Origin of the sequence: Isoptericola sp. NPDC057559 (assembly GCF_042801555.1) — a bacterium.
In the GTDB taxonomy this organism is placed as follows: Bacteria; Actinomycetota; Actinomycetes; order Actinomycetales; family Cellulomonadaceae; genus Isoptericola.
In genome coordinates, this window is sequence record NZ_JBHVFQ010000001.1 from 205,681 (window position 1) to 230,462 (window position 24,782).

Annotated in this window: 30 protein-coding genes; 16 read left to right on the forward strand and 14 right to left on the reverse strand. The window is 75.6% G+C overall.

The features are described 5' to 3' along the window. Positions 1–19: 19 nt before the first annotated feature. Both ACFU5J_RS00900 and ACFU5J_RS00905 read left to right on the forward strand, forming a co-directional pair. Positions 20–916, forward strand: a complete 897-nt coding sequence (locus ACFU5J_RS00900; RefSeq protein WP_430577495.1) for a hypothetical protein — start codon at positions 20–22, stop codon at positions 914–916. Further along, on the forward strand, positions 913–1,347 hold the full coding sequence (locus ACFU5J_RS00905; RefSeq protein ID WP_430577496.1) for a GntR family transcriptional regulator: 435 nt from the start codon (positions 913–915) through the stop codon (positions 1,345–1,347). The genes ACFU5J_RS00900 and ACFU5J_RS00905 overlap by 4 nt, the downstream gene beginning before the upstream one ends. Positions 1,348–1,357: 10 nt before the next feature. Here the strand turns inward: ACFU5J_RS00905 and ACFU5J_RS00910 are convergent, their stop codons facing one another. After that, positions 1,358–2,635: an MFS transporter gene (locus ACFU5J_RS00910; protein ID WP_430573424.1), complete on the reverse strand. Its 1,278-nt coding sequence runs from the start codon at positions 2,633–2,635 to the stop codon at positions 1,358–1,360. A gap of 59 nt (positions 2,636–2,694) precedes the next feature. On the opposite strand from ACFU5J_RS00910, the gene ACFU5J_RS00915 reads away from it, so the two are divergent. The 4 genes from ACFU5J_RS00915 to ACFU5J_RS00930 all read left to right on the forward strand — a co-directional run bounded on the left by ACFU5J_RS00915 (position 2,695) and on the right by ACFU5J_RS00930 (position 6,381). Further along, positions 2,695–3,708, forward strand: coding sequence for a DUF5937 family protein (locus ACFU5J_RS00915; protein WP_430577497.1), 1,014 nt, complete (start codon positions 2,695–2,697; stop codon positions 3,706–3,708). 141 nt (positions 3,709–3,849) lie between these two features. Next, positions 3,850–4,989 carry an ABC transporter permease gene (locus tag ACFU5J_RS00920; protein WP_430577498.1) on the forward strand — a complete coding sequence of 380 codons (1,140 nt, stop codon included), beginning with the start codon at positions 3,850–3,852 and terminating at the stop codon, positions 4,987–4,989. Next, complete coding sequence (locus tag ACFU5J_RS00925) at positions 4,986–5,726, forward strand: ABC transporter ATP-binding protein (RefSeq protein ID WP_430577499.1); 741 nt, start codon at positions 4,986–4,988, stop codon at positions 5,724–5,726. The genes ACFU5J_RS00920 and ACFU5J_RS00925 overlap by 4 nt, the downstream gene beginning before the upstream one ends. A 52-nt stretch (positions 5,727–5,778) precedes the next feature. Further along, the gene (locus tag ACFU5J_RS00930) at positions 5,779–6,381 is read left to right on the forward strand and encodes a TetR/AcrR family transcriptional regulator (RefSeq protein WP_430573428.1); all 603 of its coding nucleotides are present in this window, start codon (positions 5,779–5,781) and stop codon (positions 6,379–6,381) included. Between the two features lie 9 nt (positions 6,382–6,390). On the opposite strand, the gene ACFU5J_RS00935 is transcribed toward ACFU5J_RS00930, so the two are convergent. After that, positions 6,391–6,963 carry a TetR/AcrR family transcriptional regulator gene (locus ACFU5J_RS00935; RefSeq protein ID WP_430577500.1) on the reverse strand — a complete coding sequence of 191 codons (573 nt, stop codon included), beginning with the start codon at positions 6,961–6,963 and terminating at the stop codon, positions 6,391–6,393. Positions 6,964–7,075: 112 nt separating this feature from the next. Between ACFU5J_RS00935 and ACFU5J_RS00940 the strand changes: the two genes are divergently transcribed. Next, positions 7,076–7,390: a DMT family transporter gene (locus ACFU5J_RS00940; protein WP_430573430.1), complete on the forward strand. Its 315-nt coding sequence runs from the start codon at positions 7,076–7,078 to the stop codon at positions 7,388–7,390. Position 7,391: 1 nt separating this feature from the next. Further along, positions 7,392–7,787, forward strand: a complete 396-nt coding sequence (locus ACFU5J_RS00945; protein ID WP_430573431.1) for a DMT family transporter — start codon at positions 7,392–7,394, stop codon at positions 7,785–7,787. 56 nt (positions 7,788–7,843) lie between these two features. Here the strand turns inward: ACFU5J_RS00945 and ACFU5J_RS00950 are convergent, their stop codons facing one another. After that, positions 7,844–9,361 carry an MFS transporter gene (locus ACFU5J_RS00950; RefSeq protein ID WP_430577501.1) on the reverse strand — a complete coding sequence of 506 codons (1,518 nt, stop codon included), beginning with the start codon at positions 9,359–9,361 and terminating at the stop codon, positions 7,844–7,846. Between the two features lie 153 nt (positions 9,362–9,514). Here ACFU5J_RS00950 and ACFU5J_RS00955 point away from each other — a divergent pair, with 153 nt between their 5' ends. Further along, on the forward strand, positions 9,515–10,159 hold the full coding sequence (locus tag ACFU5J_RS00955) for a TetR/AcrR family transcriptional regulator (RefSeq protein ID WP_430577502.1): 645 nt from the start codon (positions 9,515–9,517) through the stop codon (positions 10,157–10,159). 8 nt (positions 10,160–10,167) lie between these two features. Here ACFU5J_RS00955 and ACFU5J_RS00960 read toward each other — a convergent pair whose 3' ends face one another. The 3 genes from ACFU5J_RS00960 to ACFU5J_RS00970 all read right to left on the reverse strand — a co-directional run bounded on the left by ACFU5J_RS00960 (position 10,168) and on the right by ACFU5J_RS00970 (position 13,110). Next, positions 10,168–10,923 carry an SDR family NAD(P)-dependent oxidoreductase gene (locus tag ACFU5J_RS00960; RefSeq protein WP_430577503.1) on the reverse strand — a complete coding sequence of 252 codons (756 nt, stop codon included), beginning with the start codon at positions 10,921–10,923 and terminating at the stop codon, positions 10,168–10,170. A 115-nt stretch (positions 10,924–11,038) separates the two neighbouring features. After that, the gene (locus ACFU5J_RS00965) at positions 11,039–11,869 is read right to left on the reverse strand and encodes an aldo/keto reductase (RefSeq protein ID WP_430577504.1); all 831 of its coding nucleotides are present in this window, start codon (positions 11,867–11,869) and stop codon (positions 11,039–11,041) included. Positions 11,870–11,916: 47 nt separating this feature from the next. Continuing rightward, positions 11,917–13,110, reverse strand: a complete 1,194-nt coding sequence (locus ACFU5J_RS00970; RefSeq protein ID WP_430573436.1) for an MFS transporter — start codon at positions 13,108–13,110, stop codon at positions 11,917–11,919. A 151-nt stretch (positions 13,111–13,261) separates the two neighbouring features. Between ACFU5J_RS00970 and ACFU5J_RS00975 the strand changes: the two genes are divergently transcribed. Continuing rightward, positions 13,262–13,708 (forward strand): MarR family winged helix-turn-helix transcriptional regulator, encoded by a 447-nt coding sequence (locus ACFU5J_RS00975; protein WP_430573437.1) that lies wholly within the window; start codon positions 13,262–13,264, stop codon positions 13,706–13,708. Between the two features lie 25 nt (positions 13,709–13,733). Here ACFU5J_RS00975 and ACFU5J_RS00980 read toward each other — a convergent pair whose 3' ends face one another. From ACFU5J_RS00980 to ACFU5J_RS00990, 3 genes are read right to left on the reverse strand one after another with little or no spacing between them, the layout of a single operon-like run. After that, the gene (locus ACFU5J_RS00980) at positions 13,734–14,204 is read right to left on the reverse strand and encodes a macro domain-containing protein (RefSeq protein WP_430573438.1); all 471 of its coding nucleotides are present in this window, start codon (positions 14,202–14,204) and stop codon (positions 13,734–13,736) included. Positions 14,205–14,236: 32 nt separating this feature from the next. Next, positions 14,237–14,890 carry a transcriptional regulator gene (locus tag ACFU5J_RS00985; RefSeq protein ID WP_430577505.1) on the reverse strand — a complete coding sequence of 218 codons (654 nt, stop codon included), beginning with the start codon at positions 14,888–14,890 and terminating at the stop codon, positions 14,237–14,239. After that, positions 14,887–15,351 carry a DNA-binding protein gene (locus tag ACFU5J_RS00990; protein WP_430577506.1) on the reverse strand — a complete coding sequence of 155 codons (465 nt, stop codon included), beginning with the start codon at positions 15,349–15,351 and terminating at the stop codon, positions 14,887–14,889. The genes ACFU5J_RS00985 and ACFU5J_RS00990 overlap by 4 nt, the downstream gene beginning before the upstream one ends. A gap of 99 nt (positions 15,352–15,450) precedes the next feature. Between ACFU5J_RS00990 and ACFU5J_RS00995 the strand changes: the two genes are divergently transcribed. The 4 genes from ACFU5J_RS00995 to ACFU5J_RS01010 are packed head-to-tail and all read left to right on the forward strand — an operon-like array spanning position 15,451 to position 19,153. Continuing rightward, complete coding sequence (locus ACFU5J_RS00995; protein ID WP_430577507.1) at positions 15,451–16,647, forward strand: PEP/pyruvate-binding domain-containing protein; 1,197 nt, start codon at positions 15,451–15,453, stop codon at positions 16,645–16,647. A gap of 54 nt (positions 16,648–16,701) precedes the next feature. Continuing rightward, positions 16,702–17,835: an RDD family protein gene (locus ACFU5J_RS01000; RefSeq protein WP_430577508.1), complete on the forward strand. Its 1,134-nt coding sequence runs from the start codon at positions 16,702–16,704 to the stop codon at positions 17,833–17,835. Continuing rightward, the gene (locus ACFU5J_RS01005; RefSeq protein WP_430577509.1) at positions 17,832–18,461 is read left to right on the forward strand and encodes an SRPBCC family protein; all 630 of its coding nucleotides are present in this window, start codon (positions 17,832–17,834) and stop codon (positions 18,459–18,461) included. Before ACFU5J_RS01000 ends, ACFU5J_RS01005 begins: the two co-directional genes overlap by 4 nt. Next, positions 18,458–19,153 carry a DUF4166 domain-containing protein gene (locus tag ACFU5J_RS01010; RefSeq protein ID WP_430577510.1) on the forward strand — a complete coding sequence of 232 codons (696 nt, stop codon included), beginning with the start codon at positions 18,458–18,460 and terminating at the stop codon, positions 19,151–19,153. Before ACFU5J_RS01005 ends, ACFU5J_RS01010 begins: the two co-directional genes overlap by 4 nt. Positions 19,154–19,185: 32 nt before the next feature. On the opposite strand, the gene ACFU5J_RS01015 is transcribed toward ACFU5J_RS01010, so the two are convergent. Beyond that, complete coding sequence (locus ACFU5J_RS01015; RefSeq protein ID WP_430577511.1) at positions 19,186–19,680, reverse strand: pyridoxamine 5'-phosphate oxidase family protein; 495 nt, start codon at positions 19,678–19,680, stop codon at positions 19,186–19,188. Between the two features lie 115 nt (positions 19,681–19,795). Next, the gene (locus tag ACFU5J_RS01020; protein ID WP_430577512.1) at positions 19,796–20,461 is read right to left on the reverse strand and encodes a DUF4097 family beta strand repeat-containing protein; all 666 of its coding nucleotides are present in this window, start codon (positions 20,459–20,461) and stop codon (positions 19,796–19,798) included. A gap of 230 nt (positions 20,462–20,691) precedes the next feature. On the opposite strand from ACFU5J_RS01020, the gene ACFU5J_RS01025 reads away from it, so the two are divergent. Then, on the forward strand, positions 20,692–21,450 hold the full coding sequence (locus tag ACFU5J_RS01025) for a MarR family transcriptional regulator (protein ID WP_430577513.1): 759 nt from the start codon (positions 20,692–20,694) through the stop codon (positions 21,448–21,450). Between the two features lie 10 nt (positions 21,451–21,460). Here the strand turns inward: ACFU5J_RS01025 and ACFU5J_RS01030 are convergent, their stop codons facing one another. Beyond that, positions 21,461–21,976 (reverse strand): LURP-one-related/scramblase family protein, encoded by a 516-nt coding sequence (locus tag ACFU5J_RS01030; RefSeq protein WP_430573448.1) that lies wholly within the window; start codon positions 21,974–21,976, stop codon positions 21,461–21,463. A gap of 106 nt (positions 21,977–22,082) precedes the next feature. Here ACFU5J_RS01030 and ACFU5J_RS01035 point away from each other — a divergent pair, with 106 nt between their 5' ends. Beyond that, the gene (locus tag ACFU5J_RS01035; protein WP_430577514.1) at positions 22,083–23,147 is read left to right on the forward strand and encodes a YihY/virulence factor BrkB family protein; all 1,065 of its coding nucleotides are present in this window, start codon (positions 22,083–22,085) and stop codon (positions 23,145–23,147) included. Between the two features lie 12 nt (positions 23,148–23,159). Here the strand turns inward: ACFU5J_RS01035 and ACFU5J_RS01040 are convergent, their stop codons facing one another. Next, positions 23,160–23,570 carry a nitroreductase/quinone reductase family protein gene (locus tag ACFU5J_RS01040; RefSeq protein WP_430577515.1) on the reverse strand — a complete coding sequence of 137 codons (411 nt, stop codon included), beginning with the start codon at positions 23,568–23,570 and terminating at the stop codon, positions 23,160–23,162. Between the two features lie 34 nt (positions 23,571–23,604). Continuing rightward, positions 23,605–24,750, reverse strand: coding sequence for a VanZ family protein (locus ACFU5J_RS01045; RefSeq protein ID WP_430573451.1), 1,146 nt, complete (start codon positions 24,748–24,750; stop codon positions 23,605–23,607). Positions 24,751–24,782 lie beyond the last annotated feature (32 nt).

Here is a 24,782-nt window from a genome sequence, read left to right on the forward strand (position 1 = left end):
ACTCAGTTGGAGGTGGCAGATGTTCGGTGTGCTCGTCGGAGACGTCGCCGTGGAGCCGATGGCGCTCCTGCTCGTCCTCACGCTCGCCGCGGCGGGCCTGCTCTGGTGGGACGGTCGGCACGCCGTCGCCCCGACCACGTCTGCCCGGCGCGCGGTCACCCACGCGACGATCACGGTCGGCGTCGCGGTGTTCCCCCTCGCAGTCGGACTGGCGTCGCCGGTGCTCGTGTATTACTTCGGGCTGCTGGTGCGGCTCGAGCCGCACCTCCTGGCAGCGCTCCCTATCGTCGGCCTGTGGGCGTTTCTCGCGGTTCACGGGGTCGGCGAGCTCACCTGGCCCGGCCCACGCGGCACCCATCGGGAGGCACGGCTGGTCGCCCGGACGACGTCCGACGTCGCCGGCCGAGCTTCCCGTGGACTCCTCTGGGCCACGGTCGCGGCACTCGCCGTCACCACGGCTGCACTGGGCCTGGCAGCGGACGGCCCTCGGACGATCGCTCGCCTCGACGGCAGCACCGTCGCAGCGGAAGGCTCGTTCCCCGGGTGGTCGTGGACGCTGCCCCTCCTGGCGGCGGCCGTCGTCGCCGGTGCAGGCAGCGAGGTGGTGCTGCGCCTGGTCGCCTCCCGCCCGGCCGTGGAGGGCGTGGACGAGGCCTGGGACATGTGGCTGCGGCGCCGGGTCGCCCGACGGGTGCTGCGCGTCGCCCTGCTGGTCCTCGGACTCTCCCTGGCAGGGATCGTCGGGCTCGCCGGACTATCGCTCCGCTGGCTCGACCTGCACGTCACCCTGGGAACCGTGTTGTTCTGGATCGGGATCGCTATCGCCGCCGGCGCCCTGCTCGTGACGGTCTGGCCCACCCGTGACCCCGCTCCCCGGCCGGCCATCGGGCAGACTCACCCCGTGGTGCACTCGTGACTCTCACCGTCCGCATCGACACGACGTCGGCGGTGCCGCACTACGAGCAGCTGCGGTCGCAGCTCGCCGCGCTGATCACCGCGGGGACGCTCACGGACGGCGAGCGGCTGCCGACCGTCCGCGCCCTGGCCCACGACCTCGGCATCGCCCCTGGCACGGTGTCGCGCACGTACCGGGACCTGGAGGCAGCGGGGCTGGTGGTGTCGCGTCGGCGGGTCGGCACGCTGGTGACCGCCCCCCCGGCTGCGCTCGACCGTGCGGTCGTGACCGAGGCCGCGCGCCGATTCGTCCGGCTCGCGCGCGACCACGGGCTGACGGACGCCGAGGTGCGGGACGCCGTCGCGGCCGAGCTGGTGCGGTCGACGGCCCCGAGCCACGAGGGCGGCACTTCCGGACGAGGTCGGCAGCTCGAACTGCCGACGTCGTCCTGAACTGCCGATGTCACCCCACGCTGGCGGCCGGGACCGGCTCGACGACCGGCCGGCGCTGCGCGGCCCGTGCTGCGAGGGCCGCCGCGCCGGCGCCGGCGGCGACGAAGATCGCGCCGAGCACGAGCCAGCCGGGGGTGCCGTACCGGATGGGCAGCATCGTCACGACGACCGGAGCAGCCATGCCCGCGAGCGCGTAGCCGGTCTGGGACAGGCCCTGGTAGGCGCCCGCACGACGCTGGTCGGCGAGCTCGAAGGCCATGCCCCAGCCGCCGGCCTCGGACACCACCTCGCCGAGGGAGTGCGCGACGGCGGCGAGGACCAGCAGGGCGGTCGCCGCGACGAGGCTGCCGTGACCGGCCGCCGCGTACAGCACGCAGGCGACCGCGAGCAGGACGGCGCCGCGGCGCACGGCCCGGCCCGCGCCCCGCACGTCGTGGGTGCCGCGGGAGGCGCGCACCTGCAGCAGCGCCACCAGCACGGTGTTGACCACCAGCAGCGCGGACACGACGGCCGTGGGCGCGTCGGTGGTCGCGACCCACAGCGGCACGCCCACGGTCATGACCCCGAACTGCATGGCCACGACGGCGTTGAGGACGACGCTCGCCACGTACGTGCCGTCGCGCAGGGGGTGGCGGGCGGGCGCCTCCTCGACGAGGCCGCCGGCGCCCTCCGGGGCGGGCGGGTCGGCGAGGAGGCGGGCGGCCAGGTCGGGCACGCGGCGGGGCAGCACGGCGAGCGGCGCGACCGCGGCGAGCAGCAGCACGGCCGTGGCGACCATCGCGGTGCGGTACGCCACGGCGGTGTCGAGCAGCAGGGCGACGGCGGCCGCGAGCGTGCCCAGCCCGATGAAGACGTTCATCACCACGCGCAGGCGGGCCCGGACGTCGACGCGCTCGGGGCCGGTGAACCAGCGGGCGAGCAGCGCCTGGCGCGCCGTCGAGTGCACGCCGCGCGCGCCGCTGGCGACGATCGCCACGGCGGTGAACGTCAGGGCGTCGCCGGCGAACGAGTAGGCCGCCAGCGCCAGCGCCTGGACGGCGACGCCCCACACCTGCACGCGGTGCGCCCCCTGCCGGTCGGACCAGCGCCCGGCCAGGAACGCCCCGAGCACGCCCGCGCCGCCCGCGATCCCCAGGCCGAGCCCGACCGTGGCCGCGGGCAGCCCGACCACCCGCGTGAAGTACAGGACGGAGACCGCGTAGAAGACGCCGTTCGACGCCGCGAGCGCCATCGTCGAGAAGGTGAGGGCGCGCGCGACGGGGTTGCGCGGGAGGAGGGTCCGGAGCACGGCACCAGTAGGCGGCACCCGGTGCCGGGGCAGAACGGATGTAGCGGAACGCTACATCTATGCTCACCCTGCGGGACGGGCCCGCGGCGACGGAGGCACGCATGGGCTGGATGCACTACGAGCTCGCCGGCATGGACCTCGCGGACGTGCGGTTCGCCGTCTCCCCGCTGAACGAGCTCGTCCTGTCGCTGCGCGCGTGGCGCGACCCGGGCCGCTACCCCGTCCACCTGCCGTGGCTGCGCCGCGTCGAGGAGGCGCGGCCGTCGCTCGACGGCGACATGCTGCTGGCGCTCACCAACGAGTCGATGTGGACGCCGGACTACCTCACGCCCCGCCCGGGCAGCCCGCTCACCCGCATCGACGACGAGCTGGCCGCCGTGGCCGCCGTCGACGACGCGGTGGTGACGCACGACCTCGAGGCGGTGCACCCGGGCGGGCTGCCTGCCGCGCTGCGGGGGCCGCTCCCGGCGGTGCGGCGGCGGGTCCTCGACGCGCTCTCCGGCTACTGGGACGCGTGCTTCGCCCCGGCCTGGCCGCGGATGCGCGCGGTGCTGCAGGCCGACGTCGTGCACCGCGGCACCGTGATCTCGGCGCACGGCGCGGGCGCGATGTTCGCCGACCTGTCCCCGCGGGTCTCGTTCGCCGACGGCGTGGTGAGCGTCCGCCTGGGGACCCTCAACGCGGCGTTCCGCCGCGCCACCGCGGGCGTGGGGCTCACGCTCGTGCCCACGCTGTTCACCCGTGGGGCGTCGGCTCCGATCTCGCCCGCCGAGCCGCCGGTGATCATGTACGGCGCGCGCGGCACGGGCACGCTGTGGCAGGCGGAGCGGCAGGTGGCGGACGACGCGCTCGTGGCGGTGCTGGGGCGCGCGCGGGCCGGGCTGCTCACCGCGCTGGAGCGACCCGCGTCCTCCACGGAGCTGGCGCGCCGCCTCGACGTCACGACCAGTGCCGTGAACCAGCACCTGCGCGTGCTGCGCGACGTGGGCCTCCTCACGTCCGCCCGCGCCGGACGGTCCGTGCTGTACCTGCGCTCGGAGGTCGGCGACGCCCTGGTGGGCCCGCCGCGCTGACCGGACTCCGCCACCACCGGCGACACGCCCGCATGACCCATGTCACACGCCGGCGGCCCCCCGTCGCCAATGTTCCCGACGCACCGTTGGTATCGTCCCAACGGTGCGTCGGCAACTGGTGCCGCCGCGGAAGGGAGACGCATGTTTCTGGCGTGGCGCGAGCTCGTGTTCGCGCGCTCACGGTTCGGCCTGATGGGGGGTGTCGTCGCACTGGTCGCGATCCTGGTCGTCATCCTCTCGGGCCTGTCCTCCGGCCTGGTGAACGACGGGGTCTCCGGGCTCAAGAACCTCCCGGTCACCGCGTTCGCGTTCGACGACGGGACCGCGGCGGACTCCGCCTTCTCCCGCAGCACCGTCGACCGGGGCCAGGCCGACGCCTGGTCCGAGCAGGACGGCGTCGGCGAGGCGGCCCTCTTCGGCAACCAGCTCGTCAACGCGGAGGGCCCCGACGGCGAGGCGGTCGACCTCGCGCTCTTCGGCGTCGAGGCAGACTCGTTCCTCGCCCCGGCACCCGACGCCCTCCTCGACGGCACCGGCCTCGCCCGGCCCGACGGGATCGTCGTCAGCGACACGGTGACGGACCTCGGCCTCGGCGTGGGCGACACGGTGACGATCGACCGCCTGGGCACCGACCTGACGATCGTGGGCGTCCTGGACGGCCAGCACACCTTCGGGCACGTCGACGTGGCCTACGTGCCGCTCGCCACCTGGCAGGAGATCCACGCCGGCGCGGAGCCCAGCGCCGACGTCCGGCCCGAGGCCTACGACGAGGCCACCGCTGTCGCGCTCCGCGCGGAGGACGGGGCCACGATCGACCTCGCGGCCGGTGACGACGCCGCGGGCACGACGGCCGTCCCGCTCGCGGACTCGTTCGACTCCTCCCCCGGGTTCACGGCCGAGACGCTCACCCTCGACCTGATCCAGACGTTCCTCTACGCCATCTCGGCCCTGGTCGTGGGCGCGTTCTTCACCGTCTGGACGATCCAGCGCAAGCACGAGATCGCCGTCGCCCGCGCGATGGGCGCCTCCACCCGTTACCTCGTGGGCGACGCCCTCGGGCAGGCCGCCGTCGTCCTCGTCGGCTCGACCGTCGTCGGGCTCGCGGTCGGCGTCGGGTTCGGCGCGTTCCTCACGTCCACGCCCATGCCGTTCTCGCTCGAGGCCGGGCCCGTCGCCGCCGCCGCCGCGCTCCTCGTGGGGCTCGGGCTCGTCGGCGCCGCGGTCGCCGTCGGCCGCATCGCCCGCATCGACCCGCTCACCGCGCTCGGAGGACAACGATGACGCACCCGACCACGCCCACGACCTCCTCCGTGGCGGCCGCCACGGAGACGGCAGCCCCCGTGGCGGGCGGGCTCCGGCTGACCGACGTCACGCTGAGGCTCGGCGACGGCGACTCCACCGTGACCGCGCTCGACCGCGTCCACCTCGCCGTCCCGCCGGGCGAGCTCCTCGCCGTCGTGGGGCCGTCGGGCGCCGGCAAGTCGAGCCTCCTGGCCGTGGCCGGGGCGCTCACCCGTCCGGACTCCGGCACCGTCCTCGTCGACGGCGCGGAAGTGTCCTCGCTCCCGGCCGCCCGGCAGGCCGACCTGCGCCGCGACCGGATCGGCTTCGTGTTCCAGTCCGGGAACCTCCTGCCCTCGCTCACGGCGGTCGACCAGCTGCGGTTCGCGCTGCACGTCACGGGTGCCCGCGCGCGGCGACGGACCACGCGGTCGCCCCAGGAGCTCCTCGACCAGGTGGGGATGGGCCACAAGGCGGACCGCCGTCCGCACGAGCTCTCGGGCGGTGAGCGCCAGCGGGTGGGGATCGCGCGGGCCCTGGTCACCGCGCCCGCGCTGCTCCTCGTCGACGAGCCGACCGCGGCCCTCGACCGCGCACGCAGCCACGACGTCGTCGCACTGCTCGCCGCGGAGACGCACGACCACGGCGTCGCGACCGTCATGGTCACCCACGACCACGACGTGCTCGAGCACTGCGACCGCGTGGTCCGGATGGAGGATGGGAGACTGGTCGACTGACCGTCGCGCCCCGGGCCCTCGCGGCCCGGGGCGCCCTGCCGCAGGAGGAGCCGTGCCGCGCATCAGCGCACCCACCGTCGCCGAGCACCGCTCGGCACAGCAGCGCGCGCTCCTCGACGCGGCACGGGCGATCCTCGCGGAGACGGGCCGCCCCCCGACGTTCACCGCCCTCGCCGAGCGGGCCGGCCTGGCACGCCCCAGCGTCTACCAGTACTTCCGCTCGGCGGACGACCTGCTGCAGGCCATGGTGGAGGACGTGTTCCCCCGGTGGGCGGCCACGGTCGCCGACGCCATGGACGCGGCCGACGACGGCGGCTCCCGCGTGCTCGCGTACGCGCGGGCCAACCTCGAGCTGGTGGCCGCGGGCGAGCACGCGCTCGCGACCGCGCTCGCCGACGTCGGGCCGGCGGCGGCGGTCGCCCAGGGGGTGCGGTCCATGCACGACGAGCTCCTGCGGCCCCTGATCGACACCCTGCGGGCGCTCCAGGTGCCCCAGCCCGCCAGGACGGCGGAGCTCCTCAACGCGGTCGTGAACACCGCGTCGCGGATGATCGAGGCCGGCGCCCCCCTCGAGGAGGCGTGGGCCGGCGTGGAGCAGCTGGTGGCGCCGTTCGCCGAGCGGGCGGGCCACGCCGCACCCGCCGCGCAGGGCTGACCCGGGCCGTCAGCGCCGGGTCACCGCCCGGGCGAGGTGCGCGTCGAGCACGTCGAGCGCCCACGCGGGGTCGGCGTCGGGGTCCTGCCGCACGACGTGCAGCGCGAGGCCGTCGACCAGCGCGTGCAGCTCGCGCACCTCGACCTCGGCGGCGGGTCGGCCGGCGAGGGCGGCGAGCGCGGCGGCGCACACGTCGCGGATCGCGTCCTGGGCGGCGCGGTGCCCGTCACGCAGGGTCGGGTCGGTGAGGGCCGCGGTGCCCAGGGCGAGGTAGACCTCCATCTCCGTGCGCCGCTCGGCGTCGAGCGGCAGCAGCTGCGCCAGCACGGCGCGCGGGCCGCCGGGGGCGGCGACGTCGACGGTGTCGACCCGCTCGCGCAGCCGCTCCACGACGAGCGACACGGCGCGCTCGCGCACGCTCGCGACGGTGGGGAACGTGTACCGCAGGGAGCTCTGCGGCAGGCCGGCCTCGGCGGCGACGTTGCGGACGGAGAGCGCCTCGAGGCCGTCGCGCACGAGGACGCGCCACGCGGCCTCGGACACCTGGCGACGGCGTTCGTCACGGTCGAGTCTCTGGGGCACGCGCCCATGTTCGCACAGTCGTGCGAGGTGTGATAGAACTTTGTTCGCACGGTCGTGCGAAAACATGGCGCGACATCATCCGAGCTTTCCCGACCGAGAAGGAGTGAGGGCCGTGGACTGGCTGATCCTGATCCTGGCCGGCGTCATGGAGGCGGTGTGGGCCACCGCGCTCGCCGCCTCGCACGGCTTCCGGCGCCCGGTGCCGACCACGGTGTTCGTCGTGGGCCTGGCGCTGAGCATGTGGGGCCTGGCCCACGCGATGCTCACCATCGAGGTGGGCACCGCCTACGCGGTGTGGGTGGGCATCGGCGCGGTCCTCACCGTGCTGGTCGCCATCGTGCGGGGCGACGAGCGGCTGACCGTCGCGCGGGCGCTGCTGCTGGTCGGCCTCGTCGGGTCGGTCGTGGGACTCAAGGTGGTGAGCTGACATGAGCACGAGCCCGAGCGCGAGGAAGAGCCCGACCTCGGTGGCCTGGGGGGTGCTGCTGGCCAGCGCGGTCCTCGAGGCCGTCTGGGCCACCGCCCTGCACGCGAGCCGTGGCTTCACGGTCCCCGCCGACACCATCGTCTTCGTCGTCGCCCTGTCGCTGAGCATGCTCGGCCTGGGCTACGCGGCCAAGCACATCCCCATCGGCACGGCCTACGCCATCTGGACCGGCATCGGCGCGGCCCTCACCGTCGCCTGGGCGATGCTCACCGGCACCGAGACGGCGTCGCTCCTCAAGGCCCTCTTCCTCGTCGGCATCATCGGCTGCGCCATCGGCCTCAAGCTGGTCGGCGACAAGGCCGACCGCTCCGACCGGCCGGGGCCGGCCGGCGACTGACACGAGACCCCCGGGGCACCGGCCCCGGGGGTCTCGACGTCCACCCGCGCGACCGTTCAGGCCGCCGCCTCCCCCGCCGCGACACCGCCGGGACGGCGCGGGCGCAGGAACATCACCGCCGCGGCGACGCCCAGCAGGACGAGGCCCGCGTTGACCGCGACCGCCACCGCCACGCCGTGCTGGACCGCCGCCACGGTCGCCGCGCCCGCCGAGGCGGCGGTGACCACGGCGGACATGATCGGCGTCCCGAGGGTGATGCCGACCTGCTGCGACATCGAGGCGAGGCCGGTGGCCAGGCCCTGCTCCGTGTCGGGCAGGCCGTTCGTCGCGGTCACCATGAAGCCGACGATGACGAGCATGTTCCCCACGCCGCCGACGAAGGTCGCCGGCAGCAGCAGCGCGAGGGACGCGGCCGCGCCCGTGCCCGCACCCAGCAGGAGCAGCGCCGCCGTGGCGACCGCCTGCACGACGCCGCCCGCGACGAGCGCGGCGCGGGTCGACGTCCGCGCGATCACCCGGGGCGCCGCGAGGCCGCCGAGGACGGTCCCGGCGCCCAGCACCCCGAACGACAGCCCGGCCGCCAGCGGCGTGAAGTCGAGGGCGCGCTGCAGGTACAGGGTCAGCAGGTAGACCAGCGACGTCTCCGTGGCGAAGGCGATCACGCCGATCACGTTCCCCCAGGCGACGTTGCGGCGCCGCAGCACGCGCAACGGCACCAGCGGCTCGGGCACGCGCGCCTCGACGAGGACGAACGCGACGAGCAGGAGGGCCCCGGCCGCGAGGCCGACGACGGCGCGCGGATCGGACCAGCCGTGCTCGCCCGCCTGGGTCATGCCGAGGACGAGGCCCAGCAGGCCGAGCGTGACGGTCAGGGCGCCGGGCAGGTCGAGGCGCGGCCGCACGGCGGGCCGCGACTCCCGGATCACCACCGGGGCGACCGCCACGACGACCAGCGCCACGGGCACGTTGACGAAGAACGCCCAGCGCCAGGAGAGCAGGTCGGTGAGGACGCCGCCCAGGACCGCCCCCGCGGTGAACCCGGCCGACATCAGCGCACCGTTGATCCCGAGCGCCTTCTGGCGCAGCGGCCCCTCCGGGAACGACGTCGTGAGCAGGGACAGGCCCGCCGGCGTGGCGGCCGCGGTGGCGAGCCCCTGGGCGACCCGGGCGGCGAGGAGCATCTCGGGCGAGGTGGCCAGGCCGCCCACCAGGGACGACGCGCCGAGCAGCGCCAGGCTGCCGACGAAGATCCGCTTGCGCCCTACGAGGTCGCCGATCCGGCCGAAGAAGAGGGTGAACCCGGCGGCCGCGAGCGCGAACGACGTCGCGACCCACTGGAGCCCCGAGAGCGGGAAGCCCAGGCCGTCCCCGATCGCGGGGAGCGCGACGTTGAGGATCGAGAAGTCCACGGCCAGCATGAACTGGGCGACCAGCAGGACGGCGAGGACGAGCCGCAGCCGCCCGGTGAGCCGCGGCGGGGCGGGCAGCGCGGGCGGGGCAGGCGTGGCGAGCACGGCGGCGCGGGGCGAGGTGGCGGCGGGAGCCGGCCCCCGCGCGGAGCTGACGGCGGTCATGACGATCGGTCCCTTCGGTCGAACGGACAGGCCCTAACGGGTCTGCTGTTCCGTTATCGCCGAACGTAGCACCGCGTCGCCACAATGGGAACCACAGTTCCGATAGTCTGGCCTCGCGGGTCGGCCCCCGACCCGCCGCGAAGGAGGTCGCCCATGCCCACGCCCCCACCCCCGGGCGCGCCGACGAGCCCGGTCCCCGCCGAGACCGCGCCCGGCACGGTGCGCCCCGGAGGACGCACGGCCCGCGTCCGCGAGGCGGTCCTGCGCGCGGCCGGGGACACCCTGGCCGCCGAGGGGTACGCCGCCCTCGACCTCGCCGAGATCGCGCGCCGCGCGGACGTCGGAAAGACCACCGTCTACCGGCGGTGGGGCACGCCGGCGGCGCTCGCCGCGGACCTGCTCGTGGAGATGGCCGAGACGTCCGTCCCGCGCGCGGACACCGGCACGCTCGACGGCGACCTGCGGGCCAACGCCCGGCTGGTCGTGAAGACCCTCACCGACCCGCGGCAGGGCCCGCTCTTCCGGTCGCTCATCGCCGCCTCGCTCTGCGACGCGCAGGCCGCCGACGCGCTGCACCGCTTCTACGCGGTCCGCATCGCCGAGTGGGCGGGCTGCGTCACCGACGCCGTCGCCCGCGGCGAGGTCCCCGCGGGCACCGACGCCGGGGCCGTCGTCGCCGCCGTGTCGGCGCCCCTGTACTACGCCATGGTCAACGTGGGCCGGCCGCTCGACCAGGGCGACGCCGACCGGGCGGCGCAGGGCGCGGCCGCCGCGGCACGCGCCGGCGTCTGGGCGTAGCGGGCGGGTCAGACCTCCCGGCGGTGCACGACCTGCGCCGCGGCCTGGTCGCGCGGCATGAGCAGCACCTGGTCGACGTTGACGTGCGCCGGGCGGGTGGCGATCCACGCCACCGTCTCGGCGACGTCCCCGGCCGTGAGCGGCTCGACGCCCGCGTACACGGCGTCGGCGCGCTCCTGGTCGCCCTTGAAGCGGACCAGGGAGAAGTCGGTGTGGACCATGCCGGGGTCGATCTCGCTGACGCGCACCGGCCGGCCGAGCAGCTCCAGGCGCAGCACGCGGGTCAGCGCGGCCTCGGCGTGCTTCGCCGCGTTGTACCCGGCCCCGCCCTTGTACGGCTCGCGGCCGGCGATGGAGCCGATGGTGATGACCTGGCCGTCGCCGCTGGCGACGAGGCTCGGCAGCAGCGCCTTGGTGACGCGGACCGTGCCGAGCACGTTGATGTCGTACATGCGCTGCCAGTCGGCGAGGTCGGCGTCGGCCACCGACTCCGTCCCCAGCGCGCCGCCCGCGTTGTTGACGAGCAGGTCGCAGCGGCCGAGCCGCTCGTCGACGGCGGCGGCGAACGCCTCGACCGAGGCGTCGTCCGTGACGTCGAGGGGCAGGGCGGTGCCGCCGGTCTCGGAGGCCACCTGCTCGAGCCGGTCCATCCGCCGGGCGCCGAGCACGACGTGGAAGCCCGCGGCCGCGAGGGCGCGGGCGCTGGCGGCCCCGATCCCGCTGCTGGCTCCGGTGACGACGGCGACGCGGGTGGGGACGGGCATGAGGGACTCTCCTCGGGAGCGGGGATGCCGGTCGGCACGGCGTCGACCTCGGGCTCTCCCGATCGTAGTCGTCGACGCCGCGCCGGACCGGCGGCAGGTCAGGCCCTGGGGGCCGTCAGCCCTGGAACTCGGCCGGGTGCGGGCCGGTGCGGCCGTCGCGCTCGAGCCCGTCGACGGCGGCGAGCTCCGCGTCGGTGAGGTCGAACCCGAAGACGTCGAGGTTCGCGGCGATCCGCGCGGGCGTCACGGACTTGGGGATGACGACGCGGCCCTGCTGCAGGTGCCAGCGCAGCACCACCTGGGCCGGCGTCACGCCGTGCGCGCGGGCGGCGTCGACGACCGGCGCGTCGCCCAGGACGGCCCCCTGCGCCAGCGGGCTCCACGCCTCGGTGACGGCGCCGTGGCGGGCGTTCGCGGCGACGGTCTCGCGGTTCTGCAGCGCCGGGTGCAGCTCCACCTGGTTCACGACCGGGGTGCTGCCGCCGAGGGCGGCCACGCGGTCGAGGTGCTCGGGCAGGAAGTTGGACACGCCGACGGAACGGGCGAGGCCGGCGTCGCGCAGGTCCTCCAGGCCCTGCCAGGCGTCGAGGTAGGAGTCCGTGGCGGGGGTCGGCCAGTGGATGAGGAACAGGTCCACGTGGTCGAGGCCCAGCTTCTCGAGGCTCTCCTCGAGGCCCTCGCGGGCGGCGGCGCGGCCCAGCCTGTCGACCCACAGCTTGGTGGTGACGAACAGCTCGTCGCGGGCGACGCCGGACTCGGCGAGCGCGCGGCCCACGCCGCGCTCGTTGCCGTACACGGCGGCGGTGTCGATGCTGCGGTAGCCGGCGTCGAGCGCGGCGGCGACGGCGGCCGTGGTCTCGGCGTCGGGCACCTGGAAGACGCCGAAGCCGAGCTGGGGCATGGTGCGGCCGTCGGAGAGGGCGACGGTGGGGACGTTCGCGGTCATGGGGAGGTCCTTCCGGTGGTGCGGTACCGAGGTTCTGGGAGTGCAGGTCAGACGGCGGCGGACGCGAGCTCGCGCTCGGCGCCGCGGGGCCGGGCGAGCTCGCCGCCGCGGGACCGGACGGCGACCAGCAGCACGCCGAGCCCGGCGACCGTGACGGCCGCGCCGACCCACAGCGGCGAGGTGTAGCCGGCGCCCGCGGCGAGCGCGAGGCCCGCGGCCCACGCGCCGAGGGCGTTGCCGACGTTGAACGCGGCGATGTTGGCGCCGGAGCCGAGCGTGGGCGCGGCCTCCGTGTACCGCATGATGCGGGCCTGGAGGCCGGGCACGGTGGCGAAGCCGAAGCCGCCCATGAGCAGCAGCGCCACGACGGTCGCGACCTTGCTCTGCGCGGTGAGCGCGAAGAGCACGAGGACCACGGCGAGCACGGCGATGACGGTGACGAGCGCCTTGACGAGGTCGCGGTCGGCGGCGCGGCCGCCCAGCACGTTGCCGGCGAAGAGGCCGACGCCGAAGACGACGAGCAGCCACGGGACGGCGGCGCTGCTGAAGCCGCTGACCTCGGTGAGGGTGAAGGCGATGTAGCTGAACGCGCCGAACATGCCGCCGTAGCCGAGCACGGTGACGGCCATGGACAGCCACACCTGGCGGTCGCGGAAGATGCGGAACTCCGACAGGACGGAGCCGGTGGAGCGGTGCTCGGTGCGCGGCACGAGCACCGCGATGCCGACGAGGCCGATCACGCCGATCACGGTGATGGCCCAGAAGGTCGCCCGCCACCCGGCCGCCTGGCCGAGGAAGGTGCCGAGGGGCACACCGGCCACGTTGGCGACGGTGAGGCCGGCGAACATCACGGAGATGGCGGCGGCGCGGCGGTTCGCGGGCACGAGGTCGGCCGCGACGACCGCCCCGATCCCGAAGAAGGCGCCGTGGCACAGCGCCGCGACGACCCGGCCGAGCATCGTCATCCCGTACGTGGGGGCGACGGCGGACAGCAGGTTGCCGGCGATGAACAGGACCATCAGCAGCATCAGCGCCCGCTTGCGCGGCACCCGGGAGAGGGCCGCCGTCAGGGCGATGCCGCCGACGGCGACGGACAGGGCGTAGCCGGAGATGAGGTAGCCGGCCACCGTCTCGGTGACGCCGAAGTCGGCGGCCACCTCGGGCAGCAGGCCCATGATGACGAACTCGGTGAGTCCGATGCCGAAGCCCCCGAGGGCGAGGGCGTACAGCGCGGCAGGCATCGAGGCCTCCAGGATCGGGGAAACGGGAACGTTGCGTGTGCAGTAGTTGCACGCGCAACGTTCTAGATAGTTGCACGCGCGCTCTATCGGCGCAAGGCGCTATGCTGTGATCCGGACGACGGGCCGCCACGAGGCCCGACGAGGAGGCCCCATGGGAATCGCCGACGACGCCGTCGAGATCCGCGCCCGCGGCTGGCGCACGCTCGCCGCGCTGCACGGGATGATCGAGACGGACCTGGAGCGCGCCCTGCAGAAGGAGCACCAGCTCTCCGTGGTGGAGTTCACCGTGCTCGACGCGCTGAGCCGCCAGGACGGCTGGCACATGCGCATGCAGCAGCTCGCCCGCGCGGCCGCCCTGTCCAGCAGCGCCACGACGCGCCTCGTCACCCGCCTCGAGGACCGCGGCCTGCTCACGCGCATCCTGTGCGCCGACGACCGGCGCGGCATCTACACCGAGCTCACGCCCGCCGGTCGCGCCCTGCTGACGAAGGCCCGGCCCACGCACGACCGCGCGCTCGAGGACGCCCTCACGCGCGCCGAGGACATCCCGGAGATCGCCCCGCTCGCCTCGTCCCTGCACGAGGTCGCGGCGGTCTGAGGCCCCGCGGCGCCGGAGCGCTCCGTCAGGCCCGCGGCCCGTACAGCCGGACGTCCACGCCGTCGAGCGCGCCCAGCGCGGCGACGACCCGTGGCCGCACGTCGGCCCAGTCGAGCCCCCCGAGCCCGGCGCCGAGGGCCGGCACCGCGACCGAGCGGATCCCCTGCGCCCGGATCACGGCGGCGAGGTCGACGAGCCCGTCGTCGACGAAGGCGAGGCGCGACGCGGAGCGCCAGTGCTCCTTGGTCGGGAAGTTCACGACGAAGCGCGGGCCGGACGTCGCCCCCGTCTCCCAGACGTGCATCCGCCCGACACGCACGTCTCCGGCGCGGCACGCCTGCCGGTAGTCGTCGAACATCGCGGGGAAGGCGCGGCGGAACTGCAGGGCGAGCCCCTTGCCCATGACGCCGACCGTGTTCACGGCGTTGACCAGGGCGTCGACGTCCGCCTCGAGCAGATCGCCGCTCTCCTCGCTGACCACTGCTCGTCCCGTCACGAGCCCAGGGTGCCAGCCGGGTCCGACACCGGTCAGCCGGACTCCGTCGTCGCACCGCGCGGGACGCCCGCCGTCGCCAGCAGGTCCTCGTGCAGCTCCATCCACACCCCATGGACGGAGGCGGCACCCACCCCGGCCACGCGCGCGCCGTCGCCCTCGCGCGCCGCCGCGAGCGCGTCGTCGAGCCGCTCGGCGTAGCCCGAGAACCGGTCCAGCTCCGCCGCGAGCCCGGCGAGCAGCGGCCGCGCCTCGGCGGCGACGGCCCCCAGCTCGTCGAGGACGCGCGCGTCCCAGGCGGCGTCGCGATGGTCGTTGAGGTCCAGCCGGCCGCCCGCGGCGGGCCTCAGCTGCCAGTCCGTGCAGGCCTGCAGCAGCCGGGCGTTGAGCGGGTCGAAGGTCGGGAGCGCCGCGCGCACGACGGCGGCCGCGCGCCCGGTCGGGTCGGCCGCGAGCTCCGCCGCGAGGCGCCGCTCCCCCTCGGCCCGACCGCGCTCCGTGAGCGACCAGGCACCCGTGCCCGCGAACTCCGACCACGTCAGGCACCCGAGGGCCTCCAGGTCCAGCAGCAGCTCGCGCGCGACGTCGGGGGCGAGCCCGGCGCGGTCGGCCACGGCGGCGTCGTCCGCGGCGCCCCGCACCCGCACGGCGTGCAGCACCAGGAGCTCCGGGTCGGACGGCCGGCTCACGCCGCGGCCCCGCCGTCGCCGGTCCCGCCCGACCGCGAGACGAGCCGGTCGAGCCGCTGCTGCACCGCCTGCGGGGAGCCCAGCCCCAGCGCACCCGCCATCCGCCCCCACGTGTGACCGGCGGCACGCGCGGAGAACAGGGCCGCCGTCTCGAGCTGCTCGGCCTCGGCGCGCGCGGCGGGCACCAGCGCGAGGGCCGCGAGCGCCCCCGCGGCATCCTCCTCGGCGGTGAGCGTCCCGCCCGCCGACCGCCACAGGTAGTGCCGCACCAGGTCTGTCGCCGACGGCGGCACGGCGCCCGGCTGCCACGGGCGCGCGGTCAGCGCGTCCGCACCGAGACCGAGCAGCACGCGCCGGGCGCGCGCCTCGGCGTCGGCGGCACCCTGGTCGCGCTCGTGGTCGGCGGCGCGGTCGGTGGCGTGATCGGCGGCGCGGTCGTCCGGGCGGGTCTTGCGTTCCATCCCGCGACCGTGCACCATCAACGAACTGTTGTCAACGAAGTGTTGATGCCGCGCCACGGCGACGGCGCCGAAGACGAAGGTCAGGGACGGAGGTGCGGCATGGACACCGTCGTGCCGCTCGACGCCGCGACGGCGGCGCACGGCGCCAAGGCGGCCGGCCTCGGCGCGCTGCGGCGGGCCGGGCTGCCGGTGCCGGTCGGCGTCGTCGTGCCGGCCTCGCTCGAGGGCGTCGACCTGCGGGCCGCCGTCGACGGCGCGCTCGACGCCCTCGGACGGCGCGCACCCCTGGCCGTGCGGTCGTCCGCGACGGACGAGGACGGGCCCACGGTCTCGGCGGCGGGCCAGTACGAGACGGTGCTCGGCGTCACCGGCGCGAGCGACGTCGTCGCGGCGGTGCTCGCCTGCCGGGCGTCGGCCGCCGGGCCGCGGGTCACCGCCTACCGGGCGGCGACGACCGGTGCCCCGGCTGCCGGGACGCCCGCCCCCGAGGTCGCCGTCGTCGTCCAGCGGCTCGTCGACGCCCGGGCGGCGGGCGTCCTGTTCACGGGCGGCGGGCGCACCGTGGTCGAGGCGTCGTGGGGGCTGGGCGAGAGCGTGGTGCGGGGCGCCGTCGACCCGGACCGGTGGACCGTCGCGGACGGGCGCGTCGTCGAGCGGCGCACCGGCACCAAGCGCACCCGGGTGGACCGCTCCCCCGCCGGGGTCGCCGCCCGGGAGGTCCCCGGCGCGGACCGGGGCCGCCCGTGCCTCGACGAGGCCACGGTGCTGCACGTCGCCGCGCTGGGCGACCGGGTGGCGAGCCTGCGCGGCGGGCCGCAGGACGTGGAGTGGGCGGTGGACGACGACGGCGCGGTCTGGCTGCTGCAGGCCCGCCCCGTCACGGCCGCCCTCCCCCCGGACCGGGGTGAGCGTGATCCCGGGGGGCCACTGGCGCCGCGTTCGCCCCGGGACCGCGCCGACGACGGGAGAGCCGTGCTGCGGGGCACGGGGGCGAGCGGCGGGCGGGCCTCCGGGCCGGCGCGCGTGGTGCGCGGGCCGGACGAGTTCGGCACCGTCCGCCCCGGCGACGTGCTGGTGTGCCGCGGGACGGACCCGGCGTGGACGCCGCTGTTCGGCGTCGTCGCGGCCGTCGTCACCGAGACGGGAGGGCTGCTGTCGCACGCGGCGATCGTCGCGCGCGAGCTGCGGCTGCCGGCGGTGCTCGGCGTGGCCGGCGCGACCGACGCCCTCCGCGGCGCCGGGTCGCTCGCCGTCGACGGCGACGCGGGCACGGTGGTCGTCGCCGCACCCGCCTGAGCGCGTCCTGGACACCCCATGGACGGGCGAGCGTGCCCGTGGAAACATCCGGCCATGACCTCGACGGCGCCGGCGGCGCCTCCGGCGACACCTCCGGGCCCGCTCCCTCCGGTCCAGGACCTGCTCGGGCCGTTCACGGACGAGCGGCCGCGGGCACCCTGGGGGCTGCGGGTCGTCGCGACGCTGCTGGACTCGGCGCTCGTCGCGTCCGTCGCGTTCCTCGCCACGGGTGACACGCCGTCGTTCGGCGCGCTCCCCGGCCTGGGCCAGGCGGGGACCGCCCCCCTCGACGCGCCGACGGCGGCCTGGGTGGCCGGCACGCTGCTCGTGCTGGGCGCCTTCCAGGCGTACACGGGCATGACCCCGGGCAAGCGGGCCGTGGGCATCTCCGTGGTCGACGACCGGTCGGGGCGGCCGATCGGGCTGCCGGGCACGATGGTGCGCTGGTTCGCCCACGTGCTCGACACGATCCTGCTGGTCGGCTACCTCCGCGCCGCGTTCCACCACGAGGGCCGCACGTTCGCCGACTCGCTGCTCGGCACCGTCGCCGTCCGCACCACGACACCCCTGCCGCACCCGCTCGTCGCCCGCGTCCGCGCGGCCCGCGACGCCCACGCGCCGTGGCTGCGCTGGCCCCGGCGGGTCACGGGCGCCGTCGCCCTCGTCGTGTGCGCGGCGGCCGCGGCGGCCAGCGTCACGTCGAGCGGCGGCGGCAGCCGGCAGGCCGCGCAGGACGAGACGTCGTGCGCGAGCACCGGGGACTTCGCGGCGACGGCGATCGTCTCCGGTGCGCGGGACACCCGGTGGGACTCCAGGCTCGGCATCACCCGCGTCACCGAGCAGGACTGGAGCGTCTCGGTGGCCTGGTCCACGGGCCTCGGCGTCGACGCGAGCGACAACCCCGACGTGGGCGCCGCCACCGCCGCCGTGGCGGTGACGTCGTCCGAGGGAGACTCCTTCACCTCGGGCGGCCCGTTCGGCGGGACCGTCGACGACGGCGTCGATGACGGGGTCGATGACGGGGTCTCGGTGTCCGACGAGGTGGCGTCCGCGACCGTCGCCGTGCCCCGGGACCCGGGCGGCTGGACCGCCCGCGTGGCGCTCATGGACGAGCACGGGTCGGTGGTGGCCGAGTGCTCGGCCCCGGTGCCCACCGTCGACGCGGACCCCCTCGAGGAGCACTGGTGACCGGCCGCGGCATCTACGTCGAGGCGAGGATCGCGGCGCCGCCGGAGACGGTCTGGGCGCTGACCCAGGACCCGGAGCAGCACGTGCGGTGGGACGTCCGGTTCTCGCGGATCGTGCCGACGACGCCCACCGCGGGCGGGGCGACCCGCTTCACCTACACGCGGCGCACGCCGGTCGGGACGGTGGCGGGCGACGGCGTGAGCATCGGCGAGACGGAGCGCCCGGACGGCACGCGCACGTCGGCGCTCCGCTTCGCCACCACCGACCGTCGCTCCCCCCTCCGCGCCGGCCGGGGCTACTGGCGGTACGTGCCGGACGGCGACGGCACCCGCTTCGTCACGGGCTACGACTACGCGCCGGGCTGGGGCCGCCTGCTCGACCGCCTGGCCCGGCCGCTGCTCGGCTGGGCCACGGCCTGGAGCTTCGACCGCCTGCGGCTGTGGGCCGAGCAGGGCGTGGAGCCCGAGCGGTGGCCGCTGCGCAGCGTGCTGTGGGTGTGGCGCGCGGACCGGCCGCGCGCCGCGCGCTGCCGCCGCGCGCCGGAGCACGGCCGCCGCCACGACGACCACCTGCGCGACGCCCCGCGCACCCTCGACTCCCTGCCCGCCCCGGAGGCCGCACCATGACCGGCACACCCCACGACACGACCGCCCCCTCGATCTTCCGCCGCGCGATGGGCGCCGAGTTCGAGCGCCTGCACCCGATGCTGCAGCGGCGGTTCGACGTCGGGCTTGGCGCCGGGGAAGCGTGCATCGGGACCGGCGTCATGACCGAGATCCGGCGCGGGCCGTGGTGGACGGTGCCGTTCCTGCAGGTGGGGCGCCTGCGCAACATCCTCGTGCCGGACGTCGGCACCGACGTGCCGTTCACCATCGAGAACTACCCGTACCTCGACCCCCTGGGCCGCGAGACCGTCACGTTCGTGCGGTCGTACGACATCCGCGGCCACCGGCGCCGGTTCGACGCCACGATGATCGACGTGGGCGGCGCCGTCGTGGACTACCTCGGCACCCACCAGCACCTCGCCGTCGACCTCGACCTGCACGCCGACGACGACGGCGGGCTGGTGCTCACGTCCGACGCCCAGCGCTTCTACGAGGGCCCGCTGGCCTTCCGCTTCCCCCTGCTGTTCAGCGGCCGCGCCCTGCTGCGCGAGCGCTACGACGACGCGGCCGGGCGGTTCGAGGTGGACCTGCGCGTCACGAACTCCCGCTTCGGCTTCCTCTTCGGCTACCGCGGCTGGTTCACCTGCACCTGGGAGCCCGCGACGGACGCGCCCGACCGGCTCAAGCCCGTGCGGCACGAGCGCCGCACCTGATCCCGCGGCGGGCGGGCCGGGGGACGGCCGCCTCAGGGACGGAACGTCGTCTGGCCGTGCGGCGACTTGGCGAACGCGAGCACCTTGGCGGGCACGACGCGGTAGACCAGGGCGCGCTGGCCCTGCGGGTCGAACGACTCGTCGTCGTTCTCGAAGTCCCAGGCGGAGCCGTACTTGGCGCGGAAGGCGTCGGCGAGGCGGCGCAGCTCCGGGCCCCCGGTCACGCGCTCGGCGGCGCCCTCGACGACGACGTCGAGGCCGTCGTCCCACGCCCCCGACCCGAGCGTGACGGCGGTGTGCGGGCCGTGGCCGAGGTTGCGGGCCTTCTGCTCGTCGGGCCCGGTGCAGAACACGAACGCCTCGCCCGTCCACAGCCCGACCAGCGGGGTGACGTGGGGGCGGCCGTCGGCGCGCACCGTCGTGAGCTGGTAGCCGGTGGCGCCCACCAGCGCGGCCTCGACCTCGCCCCAGGGCGTCGGGGCGGTGGCCTCGCTGAAGCGGGGGTCGAGCTGTCCGGTGAGTGTCATGACGGGCAGACCCGCCCCGGCGCCGAGACTCGTCGGTCCCGGCGGGAACGACGGACGCGGCCGTGGGAACCCCACGACCGCGTCCGTCCTCCGGCGCCGTGCCGGAACCGTCGCCTCAGAGGCTGTGGGCGGAGATGTCGCCCATCGCCGTGGTGGCGCGGATCTGCAGCGCGACGGCGCCGCCCGTGTTGGCGAGCGCGTTGCGCACCCGGCCGAGGGCGGTGCCGGAGTCGAGCGACGCGGTGACGCCGGCGGCGGCGCCGACGGAGACGTCGCCCAGCTGGGTGGCGAGCTCCAGCGCGCCCTGCGTCGCCTCGTCGACCGTGATGTCGCCCTTCGCGGTGCGCAGCGTCGAGGTGCCGGTGACGCGGCCGACCGTGATGCTGCCCGCCTGCGTGCTGAGCCGGGCGGTCGCGGCCTCGTCGACCTTGATGTCGCCGTGCGCGTTCTCGACCACGACGTCGCCGAGGCGCCCGACCCCGCGGACCTCCGCGCTGGCGACCTTCGCCTCCAGGCCCGAGCCGGACGGCAGCTGGACCGTCACGTCCACGAAGCCGCTGCTGCCGAGGGCACGGTGCTCGGCGGGGGTCGTGACGCGCAGGACGCCGTCGGCGAAGGCGACGGTGGTGCGCTCGGCGGCCTCGACGTCGCGGCTCTTCGACGGGTTGGCGGGGCGGACGTCGACGGTGGCGTCGGAGCGCTCAGCGGCGACGACGGTCAGCCGGCCGGCGGGGAGGTCGACGACGGCGGTGACGGGGGTGGTGGTCTCGAACGTCTGCATGGCAATCAGCTCCTGTGGTGATCTGCGGTTCTCTTTCTGACATGAGAAACGCTACGTTGCGTTCGCAGGTTCGGCAAGACCATTCATTGCACGTGATGTACATAGACGCAGGTCAGACCACATAAATCGTTGCACCCGGCGTGAACAGTAACGCAATCTCAAGCGCTCGGGGCGTTGCATCCGATGTACGATGAACGCGACGGGAGCACCACGACGCCGAGGAGGACGCCATGCCGGGAGGCCGGCTCACCGCACAGGAACGCCAGCAGATCGCGCTCGGCCTCGCCGACGACCTCGCGTACGCGGAGATCGCACGACGCCTCGACCGGCCGACGTCGACGGTCACCCGCGAGGTGATGCGCCACGGCGGCCCCGGCGCCTACCGCGCCGACCTGGCGCACCGCAGCGCCCAGCAGGCCGCGCACCGCCGGCGCCCCTCCGCCACCGCCCGCAACGCCAGGGTGTCGCGCGCCGCGGGACGGGGCACGGGCCAGGACGACGCGGCGCTGCGCGCCTACGAGGAGACCTTCACGACGCTCCTCATGCAGTCCGGGCTGCCCCGCATGTCCGCCGGCGTGCTCACCCTGCTGTACGTGGCGGACTCCGGCAGCCTCACGGCCGCCGAGCTCGTCGAGCGGCTGGAGGTCAGCCCGGCGTCGGTCTCCAAGGCGGTCGCGCTCCTGGAGAACCTTGGCCTGATCCGCCGCGAGCGCGTCGAGGGGCGCCGGGAGCGCTATGCGGCGGACGGCGACGCCTGGTACCAGTCGATGGTCGCGGCCGCCCGGTCCAACGCCCAGCTCGCGCAGGCCGCACGCGAGGGCGTCGGCGTCCTCGGGCGCGAGACGCCCGCCGGCGCGCGGCTGGAGAACATGGCCCGGTTCATGGACTTCGTCGGCGAGAGCATCACCCGCGCCGCCGAGCAGGCCCGCGAACTGCTGCACACGCCCCCCGCGCCGGCCGCGGACGGCGAGGAGGCGCCCGGCGCCTGACCCGGCCGGCTCAGCCCGCGTCCCGCTCCACCCAGCGGTCGACGGCCCACAGCACCGCCAGGGCGAGCCCGGGGTCCGTGCCGTCGGCGACGTCGAGCGTGTAGGTGTCGCGGACCGTCACCCACTTCTGGGTGATCGCGACGACGGGCGCTCCCCCGGCGGTGACCGTGTACTCCTTCTCGATGAAGTTCCCCTGCAGCTCCCACTCGGGCCCGTCCGGCCGGTGGAGCGTCATCCGCGAACGGATCGGGGAGAACAGCTTGCCGTGCAGCGCCGCGACCTCCGTGCCCGCGGGGTCGGTGATCGTCATGCGCTTGGGCAGGTTGATCACGCGGCCGGTCACCCGGTAGACGACCGAGCCCGCGGCGTCGAGCACGTCGGCGCGCTCGCGCGGCCCGACCTTGCCGTCGACGAGGAAGGCGTCGGCGCCGTCGACGTCCGTGACGCGGAAGTCCCGCCCGACGGAGACGACCTTGGCCTTCACGACGAACCGGGTCCAGCCGGCCGGGGGCGGAGGGAGTGCCATGCCGACCAGGATGCCCCACCACCCGCGGGCCCGCCCAGGGCCACGCGACGTCCGTTTGCGGGCATGACCTGCACCGTCGAGCCTGGAGGTGACCGAGGAGGCCAGCATGACCGAGACCGGCGAGCAGCAGACCGGCGCCGACGACGGCGCCCACGACACCCCGCGCGCGCCGTCCGACGCGCCGAAGCCGTCGTGGGGGCGGGCGCTCAAGGGCACGTTCCGCGAGTTCGGGGCCGACCAGTGCACCGACCTCGCCGCCGGGCTGACCTACTACGCCGTGCTGGCCTCCGCGCCCGCGTTGCTGGCGTTGGTGTCGATCCTCGGCCTGGTGGGTAACGCCGAGAAGGCGGTCGATTCCGTGACGAGCACCGTCTCGGAGTTCATGCCGAAGGAGACCGTCGCGATCGTCGACCCGCTCGTCGCCAACGCGGCGAACTCCACCGGCGCAGGGGTGACGCTCGTCGTCGGCCTCGTCCTGGCCCTGTGGTCCGCGTCCGGCTACGTCGGCGCGTTCGGCCGGGCCCTGAACCGCATCTACGACGTCGAGGAGGGTAGGCCGGTCTGGAAGCTGCGCCCCGTGATGCTCGGCGTCACGCTCGTCGTCGTGGTGCTCGTGGCGCTGGTCGTCGCCAGCCTGGTGCTGTCGGGTCCTGTCGCGCGCGCCGTCGGCGAGGCGGTAGGCCTGGGCGACACGGCCCTCACCGTCTGGAACATCGTGAAGTGGCCCGTCGCACTGGTCCTCGTCGTCGTGGCCGTCGCACTGCTGTACCACGCGACGCCGAACGTGAAGCGGCCCAGGTTCCGCTGGGTCAGCGCCGGTGCGCTGGTGGCCATCGTCGTCGCGGCGATCGCCTCCGCGGCGTTCGGGTACTACGCGGGCAGGTTCGGCAACTACGGCTCCTACGGCATCCTCGCCACGTTCATCGTGCTGCTGCTGTGGCTGTGGATCGTCAACCTCGTGCTGCTGTTCGGCGCGGAGCTCGACGCCGAGGTGGAGCGCAGCCGCGAGCTCAACGACGGCCTGCCTGCCGAGGAGGACATCCAGCTCCCCCCGCGCGACACCAAGGCCAGCGACAAGAAGGCCGGCAAGCGGCGCGACGCCGTCGCCGAGGACCGCGCCATCCGCGTGGCCGCCGCCCGCGACGACGACACCCGCGGCGACGCCGACTGAGCCCGGGGCGCCTCAGCGGCGCACGAGGCGGATCACCGGGATGACGCGCGACGTCCGGCGCTCGTAGCCCGCGAACCCCTCGGAGCGGGCCTTGAAGCGGTCCCACGCCACGTCGCGGTCGTCGTCGTGGAGCTCGTCGGCGAGGACGTCGACGACGCCGTCGTCCGGGGTCTCGATGCTCACCTCGGGGTGGGCGAGCACGTTGTGGTACCAGGCGGGGTTGGTGTCGGAGCCGCCCGCGGACGCGGTGACGAGCCACGTGTCGTCGTCGTCGCGGATCGCCGCGAGGGGCGACACCCGCTCGGCCCCGGTGCGCGCGCCGCGGTGGTGCAGCAGCACCAGCCCGCGCCCGAACCCCCTCGTCGCGACGTTCCCGTCGTTGGCGCGGAACTCGTCGATGATGGGCTGGTTCCAGTCGGCCATGACAGCAACGTATCCCCCGCGGCCACGCCGGCGGTCAGCCCCGCGTCGACGCCGGCGTCCGTGCGTCGACCAACCGCGCCCCGGTGATCGCGCAGGCCAGCCCTCGCCGGTCACGGGTGGCGACGACGCCGACCAGCGCGGCGAGCAGCACCACGTTCTGCAGCGCACCGGCCCACGCGTTCGACGCGTCGCCGGGCGGCACCGCCTCGACGATCGAGAGCGCCCCGTACAGGCCGAGCAGCAGGTAGCCGCGGGCGACGCGGCGCGGGAGGGACCCGCGCCGCAGCCTCCCCGCGCCGTCGGGCCAGCGCGGCTCCAGCCACACCGCCCGCTGCCCCAGCGACGCGCCGCTGCCCACCCACGGCGGCACGAGGAACACGACGACGGCGGGCAGCACCGTGCCGAGCAGCACGTCCGCCCAGGTCGTGGCCGACGACAGCTCGCGGCCGGACGCCAGCATCCCCACCCGGTACGCGAGCTGCAGCGCCGCGCCGAGCACGAACGCCGCCAGCAGGTCGGTGACCATCCCCAGGAACCGGCGCCAGAACGTCACCGGCCGGGGCTCGAGGCGCGCGGCGGCGAGCTCGCGCGACTGCGGCATCCAGCGCAGCACGACCGGCGCGAGCAGCGCGCCGGCCAGGCCTCCGAGCGTGTTCGCGAGGACGTCGTCGACGTCGGCCACGCGGTAGGAGCACGGGATGAGGCCGAGGATGCCCGTGTACTGCACGGTCTCGACCGCCACCGACGCGACCAGCGCGCTCAGCGTCGACGCGGCCACGCCCCAGCCGAGGTAGCGCCGCGCCAGCACGCCCCACGGCACGAAGAGCAGCACGTTGAACGCCACCTGCAGCACCGCGACGCTGCGCAGCGTGGCCGCCAGGCCCAGGCCGGCCGTGTCCCGACGGATGTCGTCCAGCGAGTGCAGCGGCGTCAGCTCCGCGCCGGAGACGCCGTGGGCGGCGCACCAGGCCACCAGGTCGCCCGACGGCAGCGGCAGCATCGTGTACGCCAGCAGCGTCACGACGTACACCGCGAGCGCCGCCGCGCCCAGCACGCGCCGCGCGTCGAGCCGCCCGTACCGGCGCTGCTGCACCAGCAGCACGGGGACCAGCACCGCGAAGAACGCCGCCACCCCGAACCCGATGCCGATCGCCGCCGGCCACGTCCATCGCTCTACCACTCGGCCGACCGTAACGGCCGTGCCCGCCCGCC

What these genes read in the sequence shown, in the direction of transcription:
- ACFU5J_RS01010 (WP_430577510.1), top strand. Translation starts at nt 18,458, where the DNA reads ATGACCGGCACACCCCACGACACGACCGCCCCCTCGATCTTCCGCCGC.
- ACFU5J_RS01025 (WP_430577513.1), top strand. Translation starts at nt 20,692, where the DNA reads ATGCCGGGAGGCCGGCTCACCGCACAGGAACGCCAGCAGATCGCGCTC.
- ACFU5J_RS00900 (WP_430577495.1), top strand. Translation starts at nt 20, where the DNA reads ATGTTCGGTGTGCTCGTCGGAGACGTCGCCGTGGAGCCGATGGCGCTC.
- ACFU5J_RS01030 (WP_430573448.1), bottom strand. Translation starts at nt 21,976, where the DNA reads ATGGCACTCCCTCCGCCCCCGGCCGGCTGGACCCGGTTCGTCGTGAAG.
- ACFU5J_RS01000 (WP_430577508.1), top strand. Translation starts at nt 16,702, where the DNA reads ATGACCTCGACGGCGCCGGCGGCGCCTCCGGCGACACCTCCGGGCCCG.
- ACFU5J_RS00920 (WP_430577498.1), top strand. Translation starts at nt 3,850, where the DNA reads ATGTTTCTGGCGTGGCGCGAGCTCGTGTTCGCGCGCTCACGGTTCGGC.
- ACFU5J_RS01040 (WP_430577515.1), bottom strand. Translation starts at nt 23,570, where the DNA reads ATGGCCGACTGGAACCAGCCCATCATCGACGAGTTCCGCGCCAACGAC.
- ACFU5J_RS01015 (WP_430577511.1), bottom strand. Translation starts at nt 19,680, where the DNA reads ATGACACTCACCGGACAGCTCGACCCCCGCTTCAGCGAGGCCACCGCC.
- ACFU5J_RS00975 (WP_430573437.1), top strand. Translation starts at nt 13,262, where the DNA reads ATGGGAATCGCCGACGACGCCGTCGAGATCCGCGCCCGCGGCTGGCGC.
- ACFU5J_RS01020 (WP_430577512.1), bottom strand. Translation starts at nt 20,461, where the DNA reads ATGCAGACGTTCGAGACCACCACCCCCGTCACCGCCGTCGTCGACCTC.
- ACFU5J_RS00925 (WP_430577499.1), top strand. Translation starts at nt 4,986, where the DNA reads ATGACGCACCCGACCACGCCCACGACCTCCTCCGTGGCGGCCGCCACG.
- ACFU5J_RS00960 (WP_430577503.1), bottom strand. Translation starts at nt 10,923, where the DNA reads ATGCCCGTCCCCACCCGCGTCGCCGTCGTCACCGGAGCCAGCAGCGGG.
- ACFU5J_RS00965 (WP_430577504.1), bottom strand. Translation starts at nt 11,869, where the DNA reads ATGACCGCGAACGTCCCCACCGTCGCCCTCTCCGACGGCCGCACCATG.
- ACFU5J_RS00955 (WP_430577502.1), top strand. Translation starts at nt 9,515, where the DNA reads ATGCCCACGCCCCCACCCCCGGGCGCGCCGACGAGCCCGGTCCCCGCC.
- ACFU5J_RS00990 (WP_430577506.1), bottom strand. Translation starts at nt 15,351, where the DNA reads ATGGAACGCAAGACCCGCCCGGACGACCGCGCCGCCGATCACGCCACC.
- ACFU5J_RS01035 (WP_430577514.1), top strand. Translation starts at nt 22,083, where the DNA reads ATGACCGAGACCGGCGAGCAGCAGACCGGCGCCGACGACGGCGCCCAC.
- ACFU5J_RS00970 (WP_430573436.1), bottom strand. Translation starts at nt 13,110, where the DNA reads ATGCCTGCCGCGCTGTACGCCCTCGCCCTCGGGGGCTTCGGCATCGGA.
- ACFU5J_RS00950 (WP_430577501.1), bottom strand. Translation starts at nt 9,361, where the DNA reads ATGACCGCCGTCAGCTCCGCGCGGGGGCCGGCTCCCGCCGCCACCTCG.
- ACFU5J_RS00915 (WP_430577497.1), top strand. Translation starts at nt 2,695, where the DNA reads ATGCTCACCCTGCGGGACGGGCCCGCGGCGACGGAGGCACGCATGGGC.
- ACFU5J_RS00945 (WP_430573431.1), top strand. Translation starts at nt 7,392, where the DNA reads ATGAGCACGAGCCCGAGCGCGAGGAAGAGCCCGACCTCGGTGGCCTGG.
- ACFU5J_RS00995 (WP_430577507.1), top strand. Translation starts at nt 15,451, where the DNA reads ATGGACACCGTCGTGCCGCTCGACGCCGCGACGGCGGCGCACGGCGCC.